The organism is Williamsia sp. Y712, assembly GCF_059445525.1.
The window spans coordinates 193,554-209,034 of the sequence record NZ_JCAIUN010000001.1 but is presented as its reverse complement, the minus strand read 5'-3'; the positions used below and the strand labels follow the sequence as shown (position 1 = coordinate 209,034).

At 64.4% G+C, this 15,481-nt stretch carries 16 protein-coding genes; 6 read left to right on the top strand and 10 right to left on the bottom strand.

The features are described from left to right. Positions 1-60: 60 nt before the first annotated feature. The 3 genes from AC1D75_RS01065 to AC1D75_RS01055 form a co-directional block, all read right to left on the bottom strand. The gene (locus AC1D75_RS01065) at positions 61-642 is read right to left on the bottom strand and encodes a TetR/AcrR family transcriptional regulator (RefSeq protein ID WP_495513489.1); all 582 of its coding nucleotides are present in this window, start codon (positions 640-642) and stop codon (positions 61-63) included. A 47-nt stretch (positions 643-689) separates the two neighbouring features. After that, a complete protein-coding gene (locus AC1D75_RS01060) occupies positions 690-1,619 on the bottom strand; it encodes an EamA family transporter (RefSeq protein WP_495513488.1) in 930 nt (309 codons plus the stop codon). A 77-nt stretch (positions 1,620-1,696) separates the two neighbouring features. Beyond that, the gene (locus AC1D75_RS01055) at positions 1,697-2,317 is read right to left on the bottom strand and encodes a class I SAM-dependent methyltransferase (protein WP_495513487.1); all 621 of its coding nucleotides are present in this window, start codon (positions 2,315-2,317) and stop codon (positions 1,697-1,699) included. Between the two features lie 99 nt (positions 2,318-2,416). On the opposite strand from AC1D75_RS01055, the gene AC1D75_RS01050 reads away from it, so the two are divergent. After that, positions 2,417-2,590: a DUF1272 domain-containing protein gene (locus tag AC1D75_RS01050; protein WP_495513486.1), complete on the top strand. Its 174-nt coding sequence runs from the start codon at positions 2,417-2,419 to the stop codon at positions 2,588-2,590. 24 nt (positions 2,591-2,614) lie between these two features. Here the strand turns inward: AC1D75_RS01050 and AC1D75_RS01045 are convergent, their stop codons facing one another. Next, positions 2,615-3,229 carry a TetR/AcrR family transcriptional regulator gene (locus AC1D75_RS01045; RefSeq protein WP_495513485.1) on the bottom strand — a complete coding sequence of 205 codons (615 nt, stop codon included), beginning with the start codon at positions 3,227-3,229 and terminating at the stop codon, positions 2,615-2,617. A gap of 100 nt (positions 3,230-3,329) precedes the next feature. Here AC1D75_RS01045 and AC1D75_RS01040 point away from each other — a divergent pair, with 100 nt between their 5' ends. Both AC1D75_RS01040 and AC1D75_RS01035 read left to right on the top strand, forming a co-directional pair. Then, a complete protein-coding gene (locus AC1D75_RS01040) occupies positions 3,330-4,661 on the top strand; it encodes a cytochrome P450 (protein ID WP_495513484.1) in 1,332 nt (443 codons plus the stop codon). A 28-nt stretch (positions 4,662-4,689) separates the two neighbouring features. Further along, complete coding sequence (locus AC1D75_RS01035) at positions 4,690-5,580, top strand: LysR family transcriptional regulator (RefSeq protein ID WP_495513483.1); 891 nt, start codon at positions 4,690-4,692, stop codon at positions 5,578-5,580. An 80-nt stretch (positions 5,581-5,660) separates the two neighbouring features. On the opposite strand, the gene leuA is transcribed toward AC1D75_RS01035, so the two are convergent. The 3 genes from leuA to AC1D75_RS01020 form a co-directional block, all read right to left on the bottom strand. Beyond that, a complete protein-coding gene (gene leuA, locus AC1D75_RS01030) occupies positions 5,661-7,517 on the bottom strand; it encodes a 2-isopropylmalate synthase (protein WP_495513482.1) in 1,857 nt (618 codons plus the stop codon). 162 nt (positions 7,518-7,679) lie between these two features. After that, a complete protein-coding gene (locus AC1D75_RS01025; protein WP_495513481.1) occupies positions 7,680-8,255 on the bottom strand; it encodes a nitroreductase family protein in 576 nt (191 codons plus the stop codon). A 35-nt stretch (positions 8,256-8,290) separates the two neighbouring features. Next, positions 8,291-9,820, bottom strand: a complete 1,530-nt coding sequence (locus tag AC1D75_RS01020; protein ID WP_495513480.1) for an MFS transporter — start codon at positions 9,818-9,820, stop codon at positions 8,291-8,293. A gap of 122 nt (positions 9,821-9,942) precedes the next feature. Between AC1D75_RS01020 and AC1D75_RS01015 the strand changes: the two genes are divergently transcribed. Next, on the top strand, positions 9,943-10,638 hold the full coding sequence (locus tag AC1D75_RS01015; RefSeq protein ID WP_495513479.1) for a TetR/AcrR family transcriptional regulator: 696 nt from the start codon (positions 9,943-9,945) through the stop codon (positions 10,636-10,638). Between the two features lie 104 nt (positions 10,639-10,742). Here AC1D75_RS01015 and AC1D75_RS01010 read toward each other — a convergent pair whose 3' ends face one another. Continuing rightward, on the bottom strand, positions 10,743-12,005 hold the full coding sequence (locus AC1D75_RS01010; RefSeq protein WP_495513478.1) for a putative hexosyltransferase: 1,263 nt from the start codon (positions 12,003-12,005) through the stop codon (positions 10,743-10,745). Between the two features lie 171 nt (positions 12,006-12,176). Between AC1D75_RS01010 and AC1D75_RS01005 the strand changes: the two genes are divergently transcribed. Together AC1D75_RS01005 and AC1D75_RS01000 are read left to right on the top strand one after the other, a co-directional pair. Next, positions 12,177-13,442, top strand: a complete 1,266-nt coding sequence (locus tag AC1D75_RS01005) for an aspartate kinase (protein ID WP_495513477.1) — start codon at positions 12,177-12,179, stop codon at positions 13,440-13,442. A gap of 2 nt (positions 13,443-13,444) precedes the next feature. After that, complete coding sequence (locus tag AC1D75_RS01000) at positions 13,445-14,470, top strand: aspartate-semialdehyde dehydrogenase (protein WP_495513476.1); 1,026 nt, start codon at positions 13,445-13,447, stop codon at positions 14,468-14,470. An 81-nt stretch (positions 14,471-14,551) separates the two neighbouring features. Here AC1D75_RS01000 and AC1D75_RS00995 read toward each other — a convergent pair whose 3' ends face one another. Beyond that, a complete protein-coding gene (locus AC1D75_RS00995; RefSeq protein ID WP_495513475.1) occupies positions 14,552-15,007 on the bottom strand; it encodes a putative endonuclease domain-containing protein in 456 nt (151 codons plus the stop codon). Then, complete coding sequence (locus tag AC1D75_RS00990; RefSeq protein ID WP_495513474.1) at positions 15,004-15,402, bottom strand: hypothetical protein; 399 nt, start codon at positions 15,400-15,402, stop codon at positions 15,004-15,006. Before AC1D75_RS00990 ends, AC1D75_RS00995 begins: the two co-directional genes overlap by 4 nt. Between the last annotated feature and the right edge of the window lie 79 nt (positions 15,403-15,481).

Here is a 15,481-nt window from a genome sequence, read left to right as displayed (position 1 = left end):
CCCCGATGATGTGCGGTTCTGGCGAACAAACGCCCAGGTAACGCCCGCCAAAACAGCACATCATCGGGGTTTGAGGTCGGCGGCCAGGGTCAGCAGTCCGGTGATCCGCGTACGCAGCGCTGCGGTGTCATCTTGGGCGGCAATGGTTGTCGAGAAGAGTGCGGCACCGGCGGCCATGATCAATATGGCCCGGGCATCATCGCGGGCGGTTCGATCACCTTCGGTGAACAGGTCGATCGCCGGATCACTGAAATGGCGCCAGAGTGACGCCCGCAGGTCGGGGTCACTCTGCAATGCGACGAGCAACCCCGGCAAGGCCGCCTGCACCTCGTCCCGTGCGAACAACAGGTGGCTGCCTTCCACCACCCACGCGATCCAGCCGCTCTGATCGGTGCCGGTGAAGGGCGCGAGGTCGGGTGCCTGGCCGAGGATCGCATGCAACACCAACTCGGCCTTGGATGACCACCGCAGTTGGACGCTGGTGCGGCTCACCCCCGCTCGAGCGGCGACCTGGCGCAGACTCATTCGGTCCCAGCCGGACTCGAGGAGGAGTTCGAGACAGGCGGCAAAGACCCGATCGTCGATCGAGTCATCGCGTGGGCGGCCGACATGCTGTCCATCGTGTTCCGCCGACCCGGTCATGTCCCAGATTCAACCAGGCCGACCGGGATTCTTCGGTGAGCTTCGCGCTATGCGGGGATCGGGGTCTCGGCCGCCGGCCGGGTCTCGGTTGTCGACTCCGGTGCGCGTCGCGCGCTCAACCCCGCGAAGCAGCCGATGATTACGACGGCGGCACCGATGATTTCCCAGGGCCTCGGTGTTTCGTCGAGGAAGATCCAGGCGGCGGTGATGCCGACCACCGGGACCAGCAATGAAAACGGCGCAACTCGTGACGCCGGGTACCGCGACATCAGGTAGGTCCACAGACCCGAACCGACCGCGGTTCCGAGCACCACCACGTAGGCGAGACCAGCGACGGCGACGAGTCCGGTGTGCGAACCCACCGTGGTGATCGCGTCGAAACCGGCCTGCGGTCCCTCGACCGCCAGGCTGAGCGCGTACAGCGGAATCGGTGGGATGACGCACATCCACAGGGTCAGGTGCAGCGCGTTGTCCGGGCGGGCCAGGCGTGACCCGATGTTGCCGAACGCCCAGCCGAGGCCCGCCACCAGAGTCAGGAGGACCGGCAGCAGGGCTGCGCTGGCGCCGTGGCTGGTTCGGTCGACGCCGATGATCACCATGCCTGCGACCGCAACACTGATGCCAAGCACCTGACGCCTGCTCATTCTTTCGCCGAGCAGCAGTACGCAGAGCAGCACGGTGAACGGTGCCGACGACTGCAGGACCAGCGAGGCGAGGCCGGTGGGCATGCCCTCGTCCATCGCGAGGAAGAGGAACGCGAACTGGACTGTGCCGAAACCGATTCCGTAGAGCAGGAGCCACCGCAACGGCACGTTGGGGCGCGGGACGAACAGGACCACCGGCACCGCCATCACAGCAAAGCGCAGGGCCGCGAAGAACAGCGGAGGGAAATGTTCGAGGCCGACGTGGATCGCCAGGAAATTCAGTCCCCACAGCAGCACAACGGTCAGGCCCAGCATGCGGTCGCGAGTAGTCACCCGTCCATGTTTAGTGGGCGGAACAGTTCAGTTCAATCTAATTATTGTGGACTAATAATGTAGAAGGACTTCACTGTTCAGGCGATTCGCACTGCCCGGAGCACCGTGTCGTTGATATGGCCGGCCCCAGCCGACGACGGGTCGACGTGACGCGGTTGGGTTCGGTCGACAAGGATCTTCCAGTTGTCATCGAGGAATGCCGCGAACTCGTGGGAGGTGTAGTAGTCGAGCGGATTGAAATCCGCTTCGCCCGAATGTGCTTCCACGTGCTTCCTGGCGTGGTCCTCGGAGAAATCGTGGCTGACCACGAACAGTGTTCCGCCGGGGGCGACCGCGTCGACGAATCGGCGGGCGGCATCATCGCCGGGCGTGCGAAGCAGTGGGAAGTAGTGCAACGACACCAGATCGAACGCGGATGATTCTGGCGGATTGCGCACCGGATCGGCATGGGTCCAGGTGATGGACGGGTGATCGTTCAGTTCTTTTGCCCGCGCGAGTGCGGCGGATGAGATGTCGACGGCGGTCACCGTCCAGCCGTGCTCGGCCAGCCACCGCGCGTCGGCGCCCTCCCCGCATCCGACGTCAAGTGCCGTACCTGGTGTGAGGTCGGCGAGCTCGCCTTCGAGTGCATGGTTCGGGTTGTTGCTCCAGACGCGATCGGTGGTGGTGTACCGGGCGTCCCAATAGGCTTCATCCATGGTTCCCAGTGTTCCTGATGGTGCAGATCGTGGCAAAGTATCTTGCCATTTCGGCAAATCCCGACCTCCCGACAAAACGGCTACGAGGTAGGCTCAGGCATGCTCGAGATGAAGAGTCAGTGTGAACTGTGTTCAGCAGCACTGGGTTTGGATGCAGCGGCGTGGATTTGCTCATTCGAATGCACGTACTGCGCGGACTGTCGCTCCCGCCTCGACGCCTGCCCCAACTGTGCCGGGGAGCTCTCCCCGCGTCCTCGGCGCGCCACCGGCTGACGCGGAATGCGGGTTGTCGGTTTGTCAGTTGGCCGGTCCCAACAGCGCAAAGCAGGCTCGCAATGCAGTGTCTTCGATGGTGGCGACGGGGCGGCCGTTCTCGACGGCGTTGGCGGTCAGCTCGTGGAGTCCGCCGAGCAGCATGATGGCCATCTCCGGGGTCACCGGATCGACTCCGGCGGCGCGCATCTGCGGGGTGTCGGTGAGGGCGATGATGGTGCGGACGAAGTCATTGATGGCTTGCTGCTGGATCGGCCGTGCGTCTTCTCCCAGTGCAGGCAACTCCCGGATCCAGCACAGTGTCATCGCCGGATGCGAATCCATCGACCGGATGTAGGCGCCGATGGCTTGCCGGATCTGATCGGTCCAATCGGCATCGGGATCGACCGAGGCCACGATGGCATCGATGTTCTGACTGTTGGTCACGTGCAGGAGCTCGACGAAGCAGCTCTCCTTCGACGTGAACTCCTGGTAGAAGGTGCGCCGCGACGTTTTTGCGTGGCGCACGATGTCGGCGACCGTGGTCGCGCGGTAACCGCGTTCGGTGATGGACTCGCCGAGGCCCTCGAGCAATCGGAGTCGGAACTCGCTGTTGCCTGCGGGGCTCGTCGGGGCCGGGGTTGCGGCGGGGTTCGGCACATCGCCACGATACGGCGCTCCGGACCCTTGCGACCTCTGGTACGTCGGCGTACCGTCTTTGTGAAACGTGACTCAGAACACTGGCGGGGAGTGGTTCGGCATGAGTGCAGTTCGACACGAGGCGACCATCGACCAAGATCGTGCCGGAGTCGCACATCTCCCGCCCGGGCTTCGGTTACCGCGGGCACTGCAGGCGCTGCCGTTCGTGATTTCCAGACGTCAGTCGATGGCATTGGCGGCCAAGCGATTTGGTCCGGTGTTCACCATCGACATACCGGTGTTCGGCAAATCGGTGGTGGTCGCCGATCCGCAGTTGGCGAAGCAGGTGTTCACCACGCCCTCGGACGTCCTGTGCAACGTCCAGCCGAACCTCAGCCGGATCCTGGGCGAGGGTTCGATGTTCGCCCTGGAAGGTGAGGAGCATCGCAACCGGCGCAAACTGCTCACGCCACCGCTACACGGCAAGGCGATCAAGGTCTATGAGCAGATCGTGGCCGAGGAGCTGGCGAAGGAGACCGCCACCTGGCCCGAGGGTGAGGAGTTCGCAACAGTCGACCCGATGATGAGGGTCACGTTGAATGCGATCCTGCGAGCCGTCTTCGGTGCCCAGGGAGAGCATTTCGACTCGCTGCGCGAGGTCATTCCGCCGATGGTCGAGACCGGATCGCGGTGTGCGACCATTCCCGACTCCGTGCAGAAGGGCCGCATCGGGCCCTGGGCTCGGTTCGGGAAATTGCGGCCCGAGTACGACTCGATCATCGCGGAGATGGTCGCCACGGCGCGGCGGGACCCGGATCTCGAAAACCGCACGGACATCATGGCTTTGATGATGCGCAGTTCGTACGACGACGGGTCGGCGATGACCACCAAAGAGATGGCCGACGAATTGGCCACACTCCTGGCCGCCGGACACGAGACCACCGCCAACACCCTCGCCTGGGCGTTTGAACGGCTGACCCGGCACCCGGAATTGGTGGCGCGCCTGACCGCCGAGGTCGCGGAGGGTGGATCCGAGCTGCGGCAGGCCACCATCCTGGAAGTACAACGCAGCCGTCCGGTGATCGACTTCGCCGGCCGGCACGTCCTGGCTGCGGAATATGAACTGGGGCAATGGCAAATCCCTAAGGGCACCACCATTCTCGTGGCGATCTCGCTGATGCACGACGACAGCGAACAGTTCCGGAACCCGAAGATCTTCGATCCGCAACGATTCGTCGGCAATCGGCCATCGGCTGCGTGGATACCGTTCGGTGGCGGTACCCGGCGCTGCATCGGAGCGGCATTCGCGAACATGGAGATGGACGTGGTGCTGCGCGATGTCCTGCGTGACTTCGAGATCGTCGGCACCGATGCCCGTTCAGAACGCTGGCACGGACGCGGAGTGGCCTATGCGCCGCGGCGCGGCGGGCGCATGGCGGTCCGGCGCCGTTAGTACCGGCACCGCGGCTAGCGTTGCGGGTATGGACCTGCAGCGCTTACGGATACTGCGAGAATTTGCCGACCGCGGCACGGTCGGCGCCGTCGCGCATGCGTTGAACATGACACCGTCGGCGGTCTCGCAGCAGCTCAAGGTCCTCGGCCGGGAGGCAGGCATCGCGTTGCTCGAGCAGGATGGCCGGCGGGTGAGACTGACCGAGGCCGGTCGGGCCCTGGTCCTGCGGGCGGACGAGGTCGTCCTGGCGGTCGATCGTGCGGCCGAAGAGATGGCGTCGTATCGCGACGATGCGGTCGGTTCCGTGCGGATCTCGATGTTCCCGTCGGGTGCCGCCCTGCTCCTGCCCGGACTCATGGAGCGGATGGGTGAGGCCGGTATTGCGTTGATCGCCCGCGATGAGGATGTGCGATACCAGGAGGCGCCGGCGTTGCTGTCCGATTCGGATGTGGTTCTCACACATCGTGACGAGCGGGCGCCGCAGGTGGTCTCGGCCCGCGTTGCAACCACGTTTGTGATGCGTGAACCCATCGACCTGGTGGTCGGTCCCGCCCATCGTCATGCCGGACGCACCGAGGTCACGCTCGGTGAACTCGCCGACGAGGACTGGATCAGTGTCCGCGATGGATTCCCCGTCGACGACGTGCTGCTGTCGCTGGCCGCGATCACCGGAGTTCAACCCCGGGTGATGCACCGGATCAACGACTTTCGGGCGATCGAGGCGCTGGTGGCGCGAGGGCACGGGATTGCCCTGATGCCGCGGTATTCCGTCTTCGACCCCAACGTTGTCCGTCTGGTGCTCACCGGCGTCCGGGCGGCGCGGGTGTACGAGGCGCTCAGTCGTCCGGGGGCGCAGGACCGCGGCGCCGTGCGTCAACTCGTCAGTGCCCTGGTCGCCGAGGCGCGCGAACTCGATTAGAGCCCTACCTGAATTTGCGCCGTCCAGCAGTGATCACTGCTGGACGGCGCAAAAAATTGCTACTGGGTGTTGGTCCGCGGTTACGGGGCCCAGGTCCGAGGTGCCTGCTCGCTGTCCTCGGCGACCTCTGCACCACCGGCAGCGCGCACCGAGCGGTTCACGGCGGAGACAACGGCCCGCAGCGATGCGGTGGTGATCGACGGCGCGATGCCGCAGCCCCACACGGTCTCACCGTTGATCTCGACCTCGACGTAGGCGGCGGCGTTCGAATCGTCACCCGAGGTGAGCGCATGCTCCGAGTAATCCAGGACCTGGATCTGATAGCCGACGGTCGACAGCGCATCGACAAAGGCAGCCAGCGGACCGTTGCCGGCTCCGGAGATCTCCTTCTCTTTGCCGTCGATCTTGACCGTGGCGGTGATCTGATCTTCGCCGCCGTCGATCTCGGCTGCATCGACACGCTGCTTGATGCGCTCGAGCGGGCGGACCGGCTGCAGGTACTCCTCGGCGAAGACGTCCCACATCTCCTTGGGCGACACCTCGCCACCCTCGCCGTCGGTGATCTTCTGGATCTCGCGACTGAACTCGATCTGCAGACGCCGGGGCAGCTGCAGGCCGTGGTCGGCCTTCATGATGTAGGCGACGCCGCCCTTGCCCGACTGGCTGTTGACCCGGATGACCGCTTCGTAGTTGCGGCCGACATCCTTCGGGTCGATCGGCAGGTAGGGGACTGCCCACGTGATGTCGTCGATGTCGGAATCTGCTGCGTCCGCATCGAATTTCATCTGGTCCAGGCCCTTGTTGATGGCGTCCTGATGGCTTCCGGAGAAGGCCGTGTAGACCAGATCGCCACCGTACGGGTGCCGCTCGTGCACACCGAGCTGGTTGCAGTATTCGACGGTCCGGCGGATCTCGTCGATGTCGGAGAAGTTGATCTGCGGGTCCACACCCCGGCTGAACATGTTCATGCCCAGCGTCACCAGACAGACGTTGCCGGTGCGCTCACCGTTGCCGAACAGGCAGCCCTCGATCCGGTCGGCGCCGGCCTGGTAGCCCAATTCTGCTGCGGCGACGCCGGTTCCGCGGTCGTTGTGCGGGTGCAGACTCAGGATCACCGAATCGCGGCGGGCCAGGTTGCGGTGCATCCACTCGATCGAGTCGGCGTACACGTTGGGTGTTGCCATCTCGACGGTGGCAGGCAGGTTGAGGATGATCGGCTTCTGCGGTGTGGGGTCGATGACCTCGGTGACCGCGTCGCAGACCTCTTTGGCGAACGAGAGCTCGGTGCCGGTGTACGACTCCGGTGAATACTCGTAGCGCCAGTTGGTGTCCGGGTACTTGAGCTCTTCGGTCTTGGCCTTGTGCGCGGCGTCGGTTGCGATCTTCTTGATCGCGTCCTTGTCGGCGCGGAAGACCACGCGGCGCTGCAGGATGGACGTCGAATTGTAGAAGTGCACAATCACATTCGCGGCACCACGGCAGGCGTCGAAGGTGCGCTCGATGAGTTCACCGCGGCTCTGCGTCAGCACCTGGATCGTGACGTCGTCCGGGATGGCGCCGTCCTCGATGATCTCGCGGACGAAGTCGTAGTCGGTCTGGCTGGCCGAGGGGAAACCGACCTCGATCTCCTTGTAGCCCATCCGCACCAGCAGGTCGAACATGCGGCGCTTGCGGGCCGGGCTCATCGGGTCGATCAGGGCCTGGTTGCCGTCGCGCAGATCCACGGCACACCACATGGGTGCGCGGTCGATGACCTTGTCGGGCCAGGTGCGGTCGGGGAGGGTTACCGGCTCGACCTCGTCGGCGAACGGACGGTATCGGTGCGCGGGCATCGCTGAGTTGCGCTGGGGATTCCATGCGGGCTGATCAGCGGGAATGGGTCCGGCCGGTTCTACGATTCGGCTGGCATTGGAAGTGAAAGCATCTGCGGCAGGCATTGGGTCAATCTCCGAGGGTGGTGGGTGGCAAGACCGGCGCGTCACAAATCCCGCGACGGGAAGCCGGTCTGGATCAGACCCCGCCGCGGCAAAGGAGAAGGAGCACGCGCTGCATGTTTGGCACTCTACTCCCGTCGTTGTCGAACTCCAAAGAGGGTCCCGTCACTGCTCGGGACCATACGAATTGCCCCAGATGTCGCTGAAGGCGACATCACTCATCGGCAACCTCGTGCGCTCGCGCCGGTCACGTTCTGCGACATCGGGGGCCAATGTGTCCGGGGCGGCGAGCTTGCCGATGGCCACCATCAGCAGTGGTCGATGGCCCGGCGGTATCGCAAACCTCTCGATCATCGCCTCGGCGCGGAACCCGCCCATCGGATGAGCATTCCATTCGCCTGCCTGCGCTTGCGTGATCATCTGCGACGCAGCCAGACCGACGTCCATGGTTGCGTAGTCCTGCATCTTCGGTTCGTCCGGAATGTCCGTAGTGCACAACAGGATCAACGCGGCCGCGGCCGGGGCCCAGGACTGGTTGCCGCGCTTGAGTCCGTCGACAAGACCCGCGAAGGTGTTGTCACCGCGCACCCCGACCAGGAAACGAACCGGCTGGTTGCCGCCGCCGGTGGGTGCCCATCGACCGGCCTCGAGGATTTCTTCGAGCTGCTTTTCGGAGATCACCGCGGCATTGTCGTAGCCGCGGGCGCTCCACCGTCCGGCCAGGATCGGATGTAGGGGCACGGTTGTAACTCCTTGTGATGGAGCCGCTTTGGCTCCTACTCGACCGGTTGCGCGGCCGGTGTGCGGGTGCGCAGCAAGACCGCGACGATGACGGCCATCGCAGCCAAGAGTGCCACGTTGACCACCGCTGTGACGTGAAGGCCGTCGACAAATGCGCTGCGTGCGGTATCTGCGAGCGTGGTCTGGGCGGACGGGTCGAGGTCCTGCGCATGATCGAGGGTTTCCGACAAGGTGTCCTTGGCCCCGGTGTTCTCGGTGTTGCGACGGAACACCATGGTGGCGACCGAACCCAGGATGGCCAGGCCGAACGCGGTCCCGAGCTCGAAGCTGGTCTCGGAGATGCCGACGGCCGCACCGCTGCGTTCGGTCGGAACCGACGACACCGCGACGTTGGAGACCAGCGAGAAGATCATGCCGTAACCGATACCGGCGATCGCCGAGCTGGCCAGATACACCCCGACACCTTCGGAGACACCGAGCCAGATCATCCCGGCGTTACCGATGGCGGCGAACGCGATGCCGATCACAAAGGCCCAGCGGACCGTGACAAGCGCCGCGATCCGGGAGGCGCTCATCGAGAAGACCGCGACGGCGATGGCCATCGGAAGACCGAGGAGGGCCGCGGTGATCACATCTCGTCCAAGCACCGACTGCAGGTAGATGCCGGTGAGGTAGCTCAAGGCGCCGAGCGTCATCATGCCCGTCAGTGCACTGCCGATCGCTGCCGAGAACCGCGCGTTGCGGAACAGTTTCAGCTCAAGCAGCGGGAACGGGGTGCGACGTTCATGCCGGATGAACAGCCACATGCCGACGATTCCGATCGCCGCAAAGACCAGCGTGGTGTTGTCGAGGCCTTCTGCCGCACCATGTTTGATCGCGTACACGAGCGGCAGGATGCCGAGCATCGACAGTGCGATGCCGAGCACGTCGAACGGGTCGGTACTGCCCGAGCGGTACTCGGGGACCAGGCGGGGAGCGAGTGCGAGGAGGATCAGCAGGACCGGCACGTTGATGAGGAACACCGAGCCCCACCAGAAGTGGTGCAGCAGAACGCCGCCGATGACCGGACCCAGTGCGGATCCGCCGGCAAAGGCCGCGGTCCAGACACCGATCGCTTTGGCGCGGGTCACGGCATTCGGGAACATGTTGCCGATCAGCGACAGGCTCGACGGGAGCAGCGTTGCGCCGCCGATACCCATGATGGCGCGGGCGGCGATCAACGATGAGGCATCCGGCGCGAAGGCGGCGACTGCGGACGCGACGCCGAAGAGTGTCGCGCCGACCAGGAGTAGTCGCCGTCGACCGAAACGGTCACCGAGGTTGCCCATCGTGATGAGCAGACCCGCGATCAGGAAGCCGTAGATGTCGACGATCCAGAGTTGCTGTGCCGCCGAGGGCGCCAGTTCGGCGCTCAGGGTGGGGATGGCGAGGTATAGGACCGAGAAGTCCATCGAGACCAGGAACACGGGCAGCGTGAGGACGGCGAGCCCGAACCACGCGCGGCGGTCGGGGCGATGATCTTTCGCCTCGGCTCCGCTGTTGGCCGGGCGGTCCGTGATGCTCACTGCACTACTCCTGGTCGATAGGGTTGGGTACAACGTACGCATATGGGTACGTTGTACGCAAAGCATTTATTCCCTGGTTCCGGAACCATCGGGAGAATGGTCAAGCGAAGGAGGTCTGCCCGATGAGTGTTGCTGATCCCGAACAGGGCTCCGAAGGGGTCAAACTGACCCGCGCCGCAGTGGTCAATGCTGCGATCGAACTCGCGGATGCCGACGGCTTCGGCGCGGTCACGATGCGCAAGATCGCCGACCGGCTCGGCGTCGGGACGATGTCGCTCTACCGGCATGTGTCCGACAAGGATGCCCTGCTCATGGCCATGTCCGACGAGATCGGTGTCCGCTTTCCCTATCCGCCTCCCGGTGACGCGAACTGGCGTCGGCGGGCATTGATCGCGGCCGACGTCGACTGGAACCTCTACCAACGCCATCCCTGGGTCCTGCTGGCGTTTGCCTCACCGCGCAGCAGCATGGGGCCGCAGAGTCTGAACTGCCTGGACTGGCTGGTGGACGCCTTCCTGGAGTTGGAGATCACCACCGCGGAGGCGACCGAGATGGCGTTGTCGCTCTGGAATCTCATCGCAGGCACGGTCCTCAGTACTGTCGCCGAGCGTCTGCTGCACGACCGGGCCGACGAGAACGGCGGACAAAGCGGATTCATGCGATTGCTGGCCGGCAGACCCGACGGCACGCCGCCGCCGCATCTGGCAGAACTCGTGGGAACCGGCAACCCGCAACTGACCGATCCGCGGTATCTCCTCGATCAAGGCATCGAGGCACTGTGCGACGGCTTCGAAGCCAGGGCCCAGCGCACCCGCTGATCCCGTCGACCTCACAAATTCGCGCCACCTACTGACGTTCGCGCCGGTTGCAACCGGCGCGAACGCAGGTAGGTGGCGCGAATTCGTGGGGGTTGGATGGCCGGTCACATGGCGTGCGGATAGACCGTCAACATGTGGGCGCCGAACCAGGAACTGGAGGTGATCACGATGATGGCGACAATCACCTGAGTCGATGTCCGGCGTTTGGCCAGACCGATGGCGAACGGGATCAGCAGAACAAAGGCGGGAAGCAGGAGTCGGGGCCGACTCATCATCAGTCCGCTCGAGGCCACGATCGAGACGACAACGAGTGCGCCGTACACCGACACCGGCCAGGGCACCCGATCCACAAAGCTGTAGACAGCCAACGCGATGGTGATGACGATGATCCACGCGGTCGCCACCGGCGCGATTTCGGGGGAGTTCACCAGCGCGAAATTCACGAAGTCGAAAGCGGCTTTGCCGTAATCGATCTCGGTGTTCCACCCCTGCGTCTGGATGCGGAACCAGCCCAGCGGCTCACCGGTCTTGTGCCACACCACCGCCAGATAGCCCAGATAACCCAGTGGGCTGATCGCGATCGCGACCCAGGCGCGCCAGCCGTCGCGATGCCGCAGTGCCGCGGCCAGGATGACAACACCGATCAGGACCACCGCGGTCGGACGACTGAGCCCGGCCAGCATCGCGCAGGTACCGGCCAGCAGCCAACGCTGCTGCAGGACACCCACCAGCGTCCATGCGGCCAGCGCGCAGAAGAGCGCCTCGGTGTAGGCCATCGACAACACGATGCCCATCGGGGCCGCGGCAAAAAACACCGAGAGCAGCAGGCCCGCCCGTGCCGGATCGGCCTTGGAGAGGCGGGATTCACCGGACTCGTCGCGTTCCTCGGTGAACCAACTGGTGATTCGGGCCGGGATCCACCGTGGTGGGTTCGGCCGATTCTGCATCTGCTCGCAACAGATGGTGCCGATCCGTGCCACACCCACCGCGGCAAGTGCCCCGAGGAACACATTGACGGTGAGCGCAGCACCGAGCGTGCTGAAACCGGGGATCTTGTCGACCGCACCGGCGAGCATCGGGTACCCAGGAAAGAAGGCGTAGGGCGTATCGGAGTCGCGCATTCCCTGCGCGTCGGTCTGGGTGAGAGGAACGCCACCATAGCCGTGCTCTGCGATGGCCAACATCCATTTGCCGTCCCAGGCCGACAACACCGACCCGAGCCCGCCGCCGCTGCGGAGCTGATCGAACCGCTGCAAGGTCAGCAGTCCGATAAGGCGAATCACCAGGAAGGCCGCTATCGGTTCGATCCAGCTGCGGTGCTTGTACAGCCGGTCGCTGACGGTTTCGATTGTCGCTCGGCTCAGCACCTCACGGATCCTAGTGTGGACCGGCCGCAGGCATCGACCGAGTGGCCGCGTCCGATGCGTCGGCGCACGTGAAGATGCAGGTGGCTATCCTTGCACGGGGCAGTAGCGGTCCTGTGTTCTTCCCGCTGTCTGATTTTGGCAGCTCGATGCAAGCGAGAGAAAGGAAACTGCGTGGCTCTGGTCGTGCAGAAGTACGGTGGCTCGTCAGTGGGCGACGCCGAACGCATTCGTCGCGTGGCGGAGCGCATTGTCGCGACGCGCAAAGCCGGCAATGACGTTGTGGTTGTCGTGTCCGCGATGGGTGACACCACCGATGAACTCCTCGACCTGGCGGAGCAGGTTTGCCCATCACCCCCACCGCGGGAAATGGACATGCTGCTCACCTCCGGTGAGCGGATCTCCAATGCCCTGGTGGCGATGGCGATCAGTTCCCTGGGCGCCGAGGCGCAGTCGTTCACCGGGTCTCAAGCAGGCGTGATCACCACCAGCAGCCACGGCAAGGCGAAGATCATCGACGTCACGCCCGGCCGCGTTCGGTCGGCGCTCGACGAAGGCAAGATCGTCCTGGTCGCCGGTTTCCAGGGTGTCTCGCAAGACACCAAGGACATCACCACGCTCGGACGCGGTGGTTCGGACACCACCGCGGTTGCTCTCGCGGCCGCCCTCAAGGCCGATGTCTGCGAGATCTACACCGACGTCGACGGTATCTACACCGCCGATCCGCGGATCGTTCCGAACGCCAAGCATCTGGCCACCGTCTCCTTCGAGGAGATGCTCGAGATGGCGGCCTGTGGCGCAAAGGTCCTGATGCTGCGCTGTGTGGAATACGCCCGCCGCTACAACGTTCCCGTTCACGTGCGCTCGTCGTACTCAAACAAGCCCGGCACCATGGTGTCCGGATCGATGGAGGACATTCCCGTGGAAGAAGCCATCCTCACCGGCGTTGCCCACGACCGCAGCGAGGCCAAGGTGACCATCGTCGGGCTCGACGACAAGCCCGGCTATGCCGCCAAGGTGTTCCGCGCAGTCGCCGACGCCGAGATCAACATCGACATGGTTCTGCAGAACGTGTCCGAGGTTGCGACCGGAAAGACGGACATCACCTTTACGTGTCCGAAGGAAGTCGGACCGCTGGCCGTCGAGAAGTTGACGAAGCTCAAGGACGAAATCGGCTTCAGCTCCATCCTCTACGACGATCTCATCGGCAAGGTGTCGCTGGTCGGTGCCGGCATGAAGTCGCACCCGGGCGTCACCGCGACGTTCTGTGAAGCGTTGTCGGAGGCCGGGATCAACATCGAACTCATCTCGACGTCGGAGATCCGCATCTCGGTGCTGTGCCGCGACACCGAACTCGACGAGGCTGTTCGCGTGCTGCATGCCGCCTTCGATCTCGGTGGCGAAGAAGAAGCCACTGTCTACGGCGGAACGGGGCGATAACCATGGGTGTACGTGTTGGTGTTGTCGGTGCCACCGGTCAGGTCGGCGCCGTCATGCGAAAGTTGTTGGAAGAGCGTAATTTTCCCGCCGACGAGATCCGGTTCTTTGCATCGCCGCGGTCGGCGGGCAAGAAGCTGCCGTGGCGTGGTGGCGAGATCGTGGTGGAAGATGCCGCAACGGCAGATCCCACCGGGCTCGACATCGCGCTGTTCTCGGCCGGTGCCACCATGTCCCGCGAGCAGGCACCGCGTTTTGCCGCCGCCGGTGTCACGGTGATCGACAACTCGTCGGCGTGGCGCAAGGATCCCGATGTGCCGCTGGTGGTTTCAGAGGTCAACGGTGAGGAGGCGCGCAATCCCAAGAAGGGCATCATCGCCAACCCGAACTGCACCACGATGGCCGCGATGCCGGTCCTCAAGCCTCTGCACGAGGCAGCCGGTCTGCAGCGTCTGATCATCTCCTCGTACCAGGCGGTGTCGGGCAGCGGACTGGCCGGCGTCGAAGAGCTGGTCTCGCAGTTGCGTGCCGGCATCGACGATGCCGAGAAGCTGGTCCACGACGGATCCGCGGTCTCGTTGCCTGCTCCGGTGAAATACGTTGCGCCCATTGCCTTCAACGTGTTGCCGTTGGCCGGCGAGCTGGTCGACGACGGCTCCGGTGAGACGGACGAGGATCAGAAGCTGCGCAACGAATCGCGCAAGATCCTCGGACTTCCTGATTTGCTGGTCAGCGGAACCTGCGTACGGGTTCCGGTGTTCACCGGGCACTCTCTGTCGATCAATGCCGAGTTCGAACGGCCGCTGTCCGTCGAGGAAGCCACCAAGCTCCTTGAGGGCGCGCCCGGCGTCACCGTGACCGAGGTTCCGACCCCGCTCGATGCTGCCGGTAAAGACAACTCCCTGGTCGGACGTATTCGTCAGGATCCGGGTGCGCCGGAAGGCCGTGGGTTGGCACTGTTCGTCTCGGGCGACAACCTTCGTAAAGGCGCGGCACTCAACACCATTCAGATCGCCGAACTCCTGGTCTAGTCGGGTCTGACACCCTGAAAACTGTCAAATAGCAGGACTCCGAGGGCAAATAGCCCTCGGAGTTCCTCTATTTGGCAGACTTCAGGGCCGTGGGGGCGTGCGGTGGCGATCGGGCCGGGTGATCGCCCGGATGTCGGCGAGCACCCCGTCCCAGCCGTAGAGCACGTCGTCGTAGGTGATGCGCATGGTCAGCCAGCCATCGACCAACGCGCGACGGTCGCGACGACGATCATTGCGGTAGTTGTCCAAGCTGGTGTGATGCCGAACGCTGTCGCACTCGAGAAGTAGCCGCCCGACCCCTAGGTCCACCCGGCCGACGCCCGGGATCTGAGGCTGAACGACAACCGCGAACCCAACCGCCCGCAGTCGTACGCGGACGATCGATTCGGTGCCCGACTGGGATGCCGGATCGCATTTGTCCAGGAGCCCGGCGACCCGCCGGGACGACGTGCCCATCTCCGACGCCATTTGAGCCACTGTCAGCTCGGCTGTGTTCAGTGCGGAATCGCAGGTGGCGATCCAGTGCTCGGTGCTCATGCATCGTGCCGCAGCGAGCAGTGCGGTGGGATTGGGTCAACAGCGGTCCGGGCAGGGGGAGGCCGCCCGAATCCTCTGCACGTCCGGTTGCTGGTCAGTTCGCCGTGCCGGGTCGGTCGGGTGTGGACCCGCCGGTATCCGGGCGGCACCCACAGCCCCTGTTTGCTCAGTGCCGACACGCAGCCGAGCACACCGCCGGCCCGGACCGCTTCGACCACGTCCGGATCAGCTGTCGGCGTCGCATACCAACCCTGCCGCAGTCCGATCAGTCCACCGGCGTCGGTCTCGCGCCTGATCTGCCAGGCGCTCAGCCCGTGCCGGTGCAGCTCTTTGGTCGAATAGACACCGAAATCCATGGTGATCAGACGGATTCGGGTGAGTTCAGGTTCGATCACCCTGAAAACTGTGAAATACCAGTGCGCCGAGGGCATATAGCCCTCGGCATCCCGATATTTGCCAGTTTTCGGGGCGAGT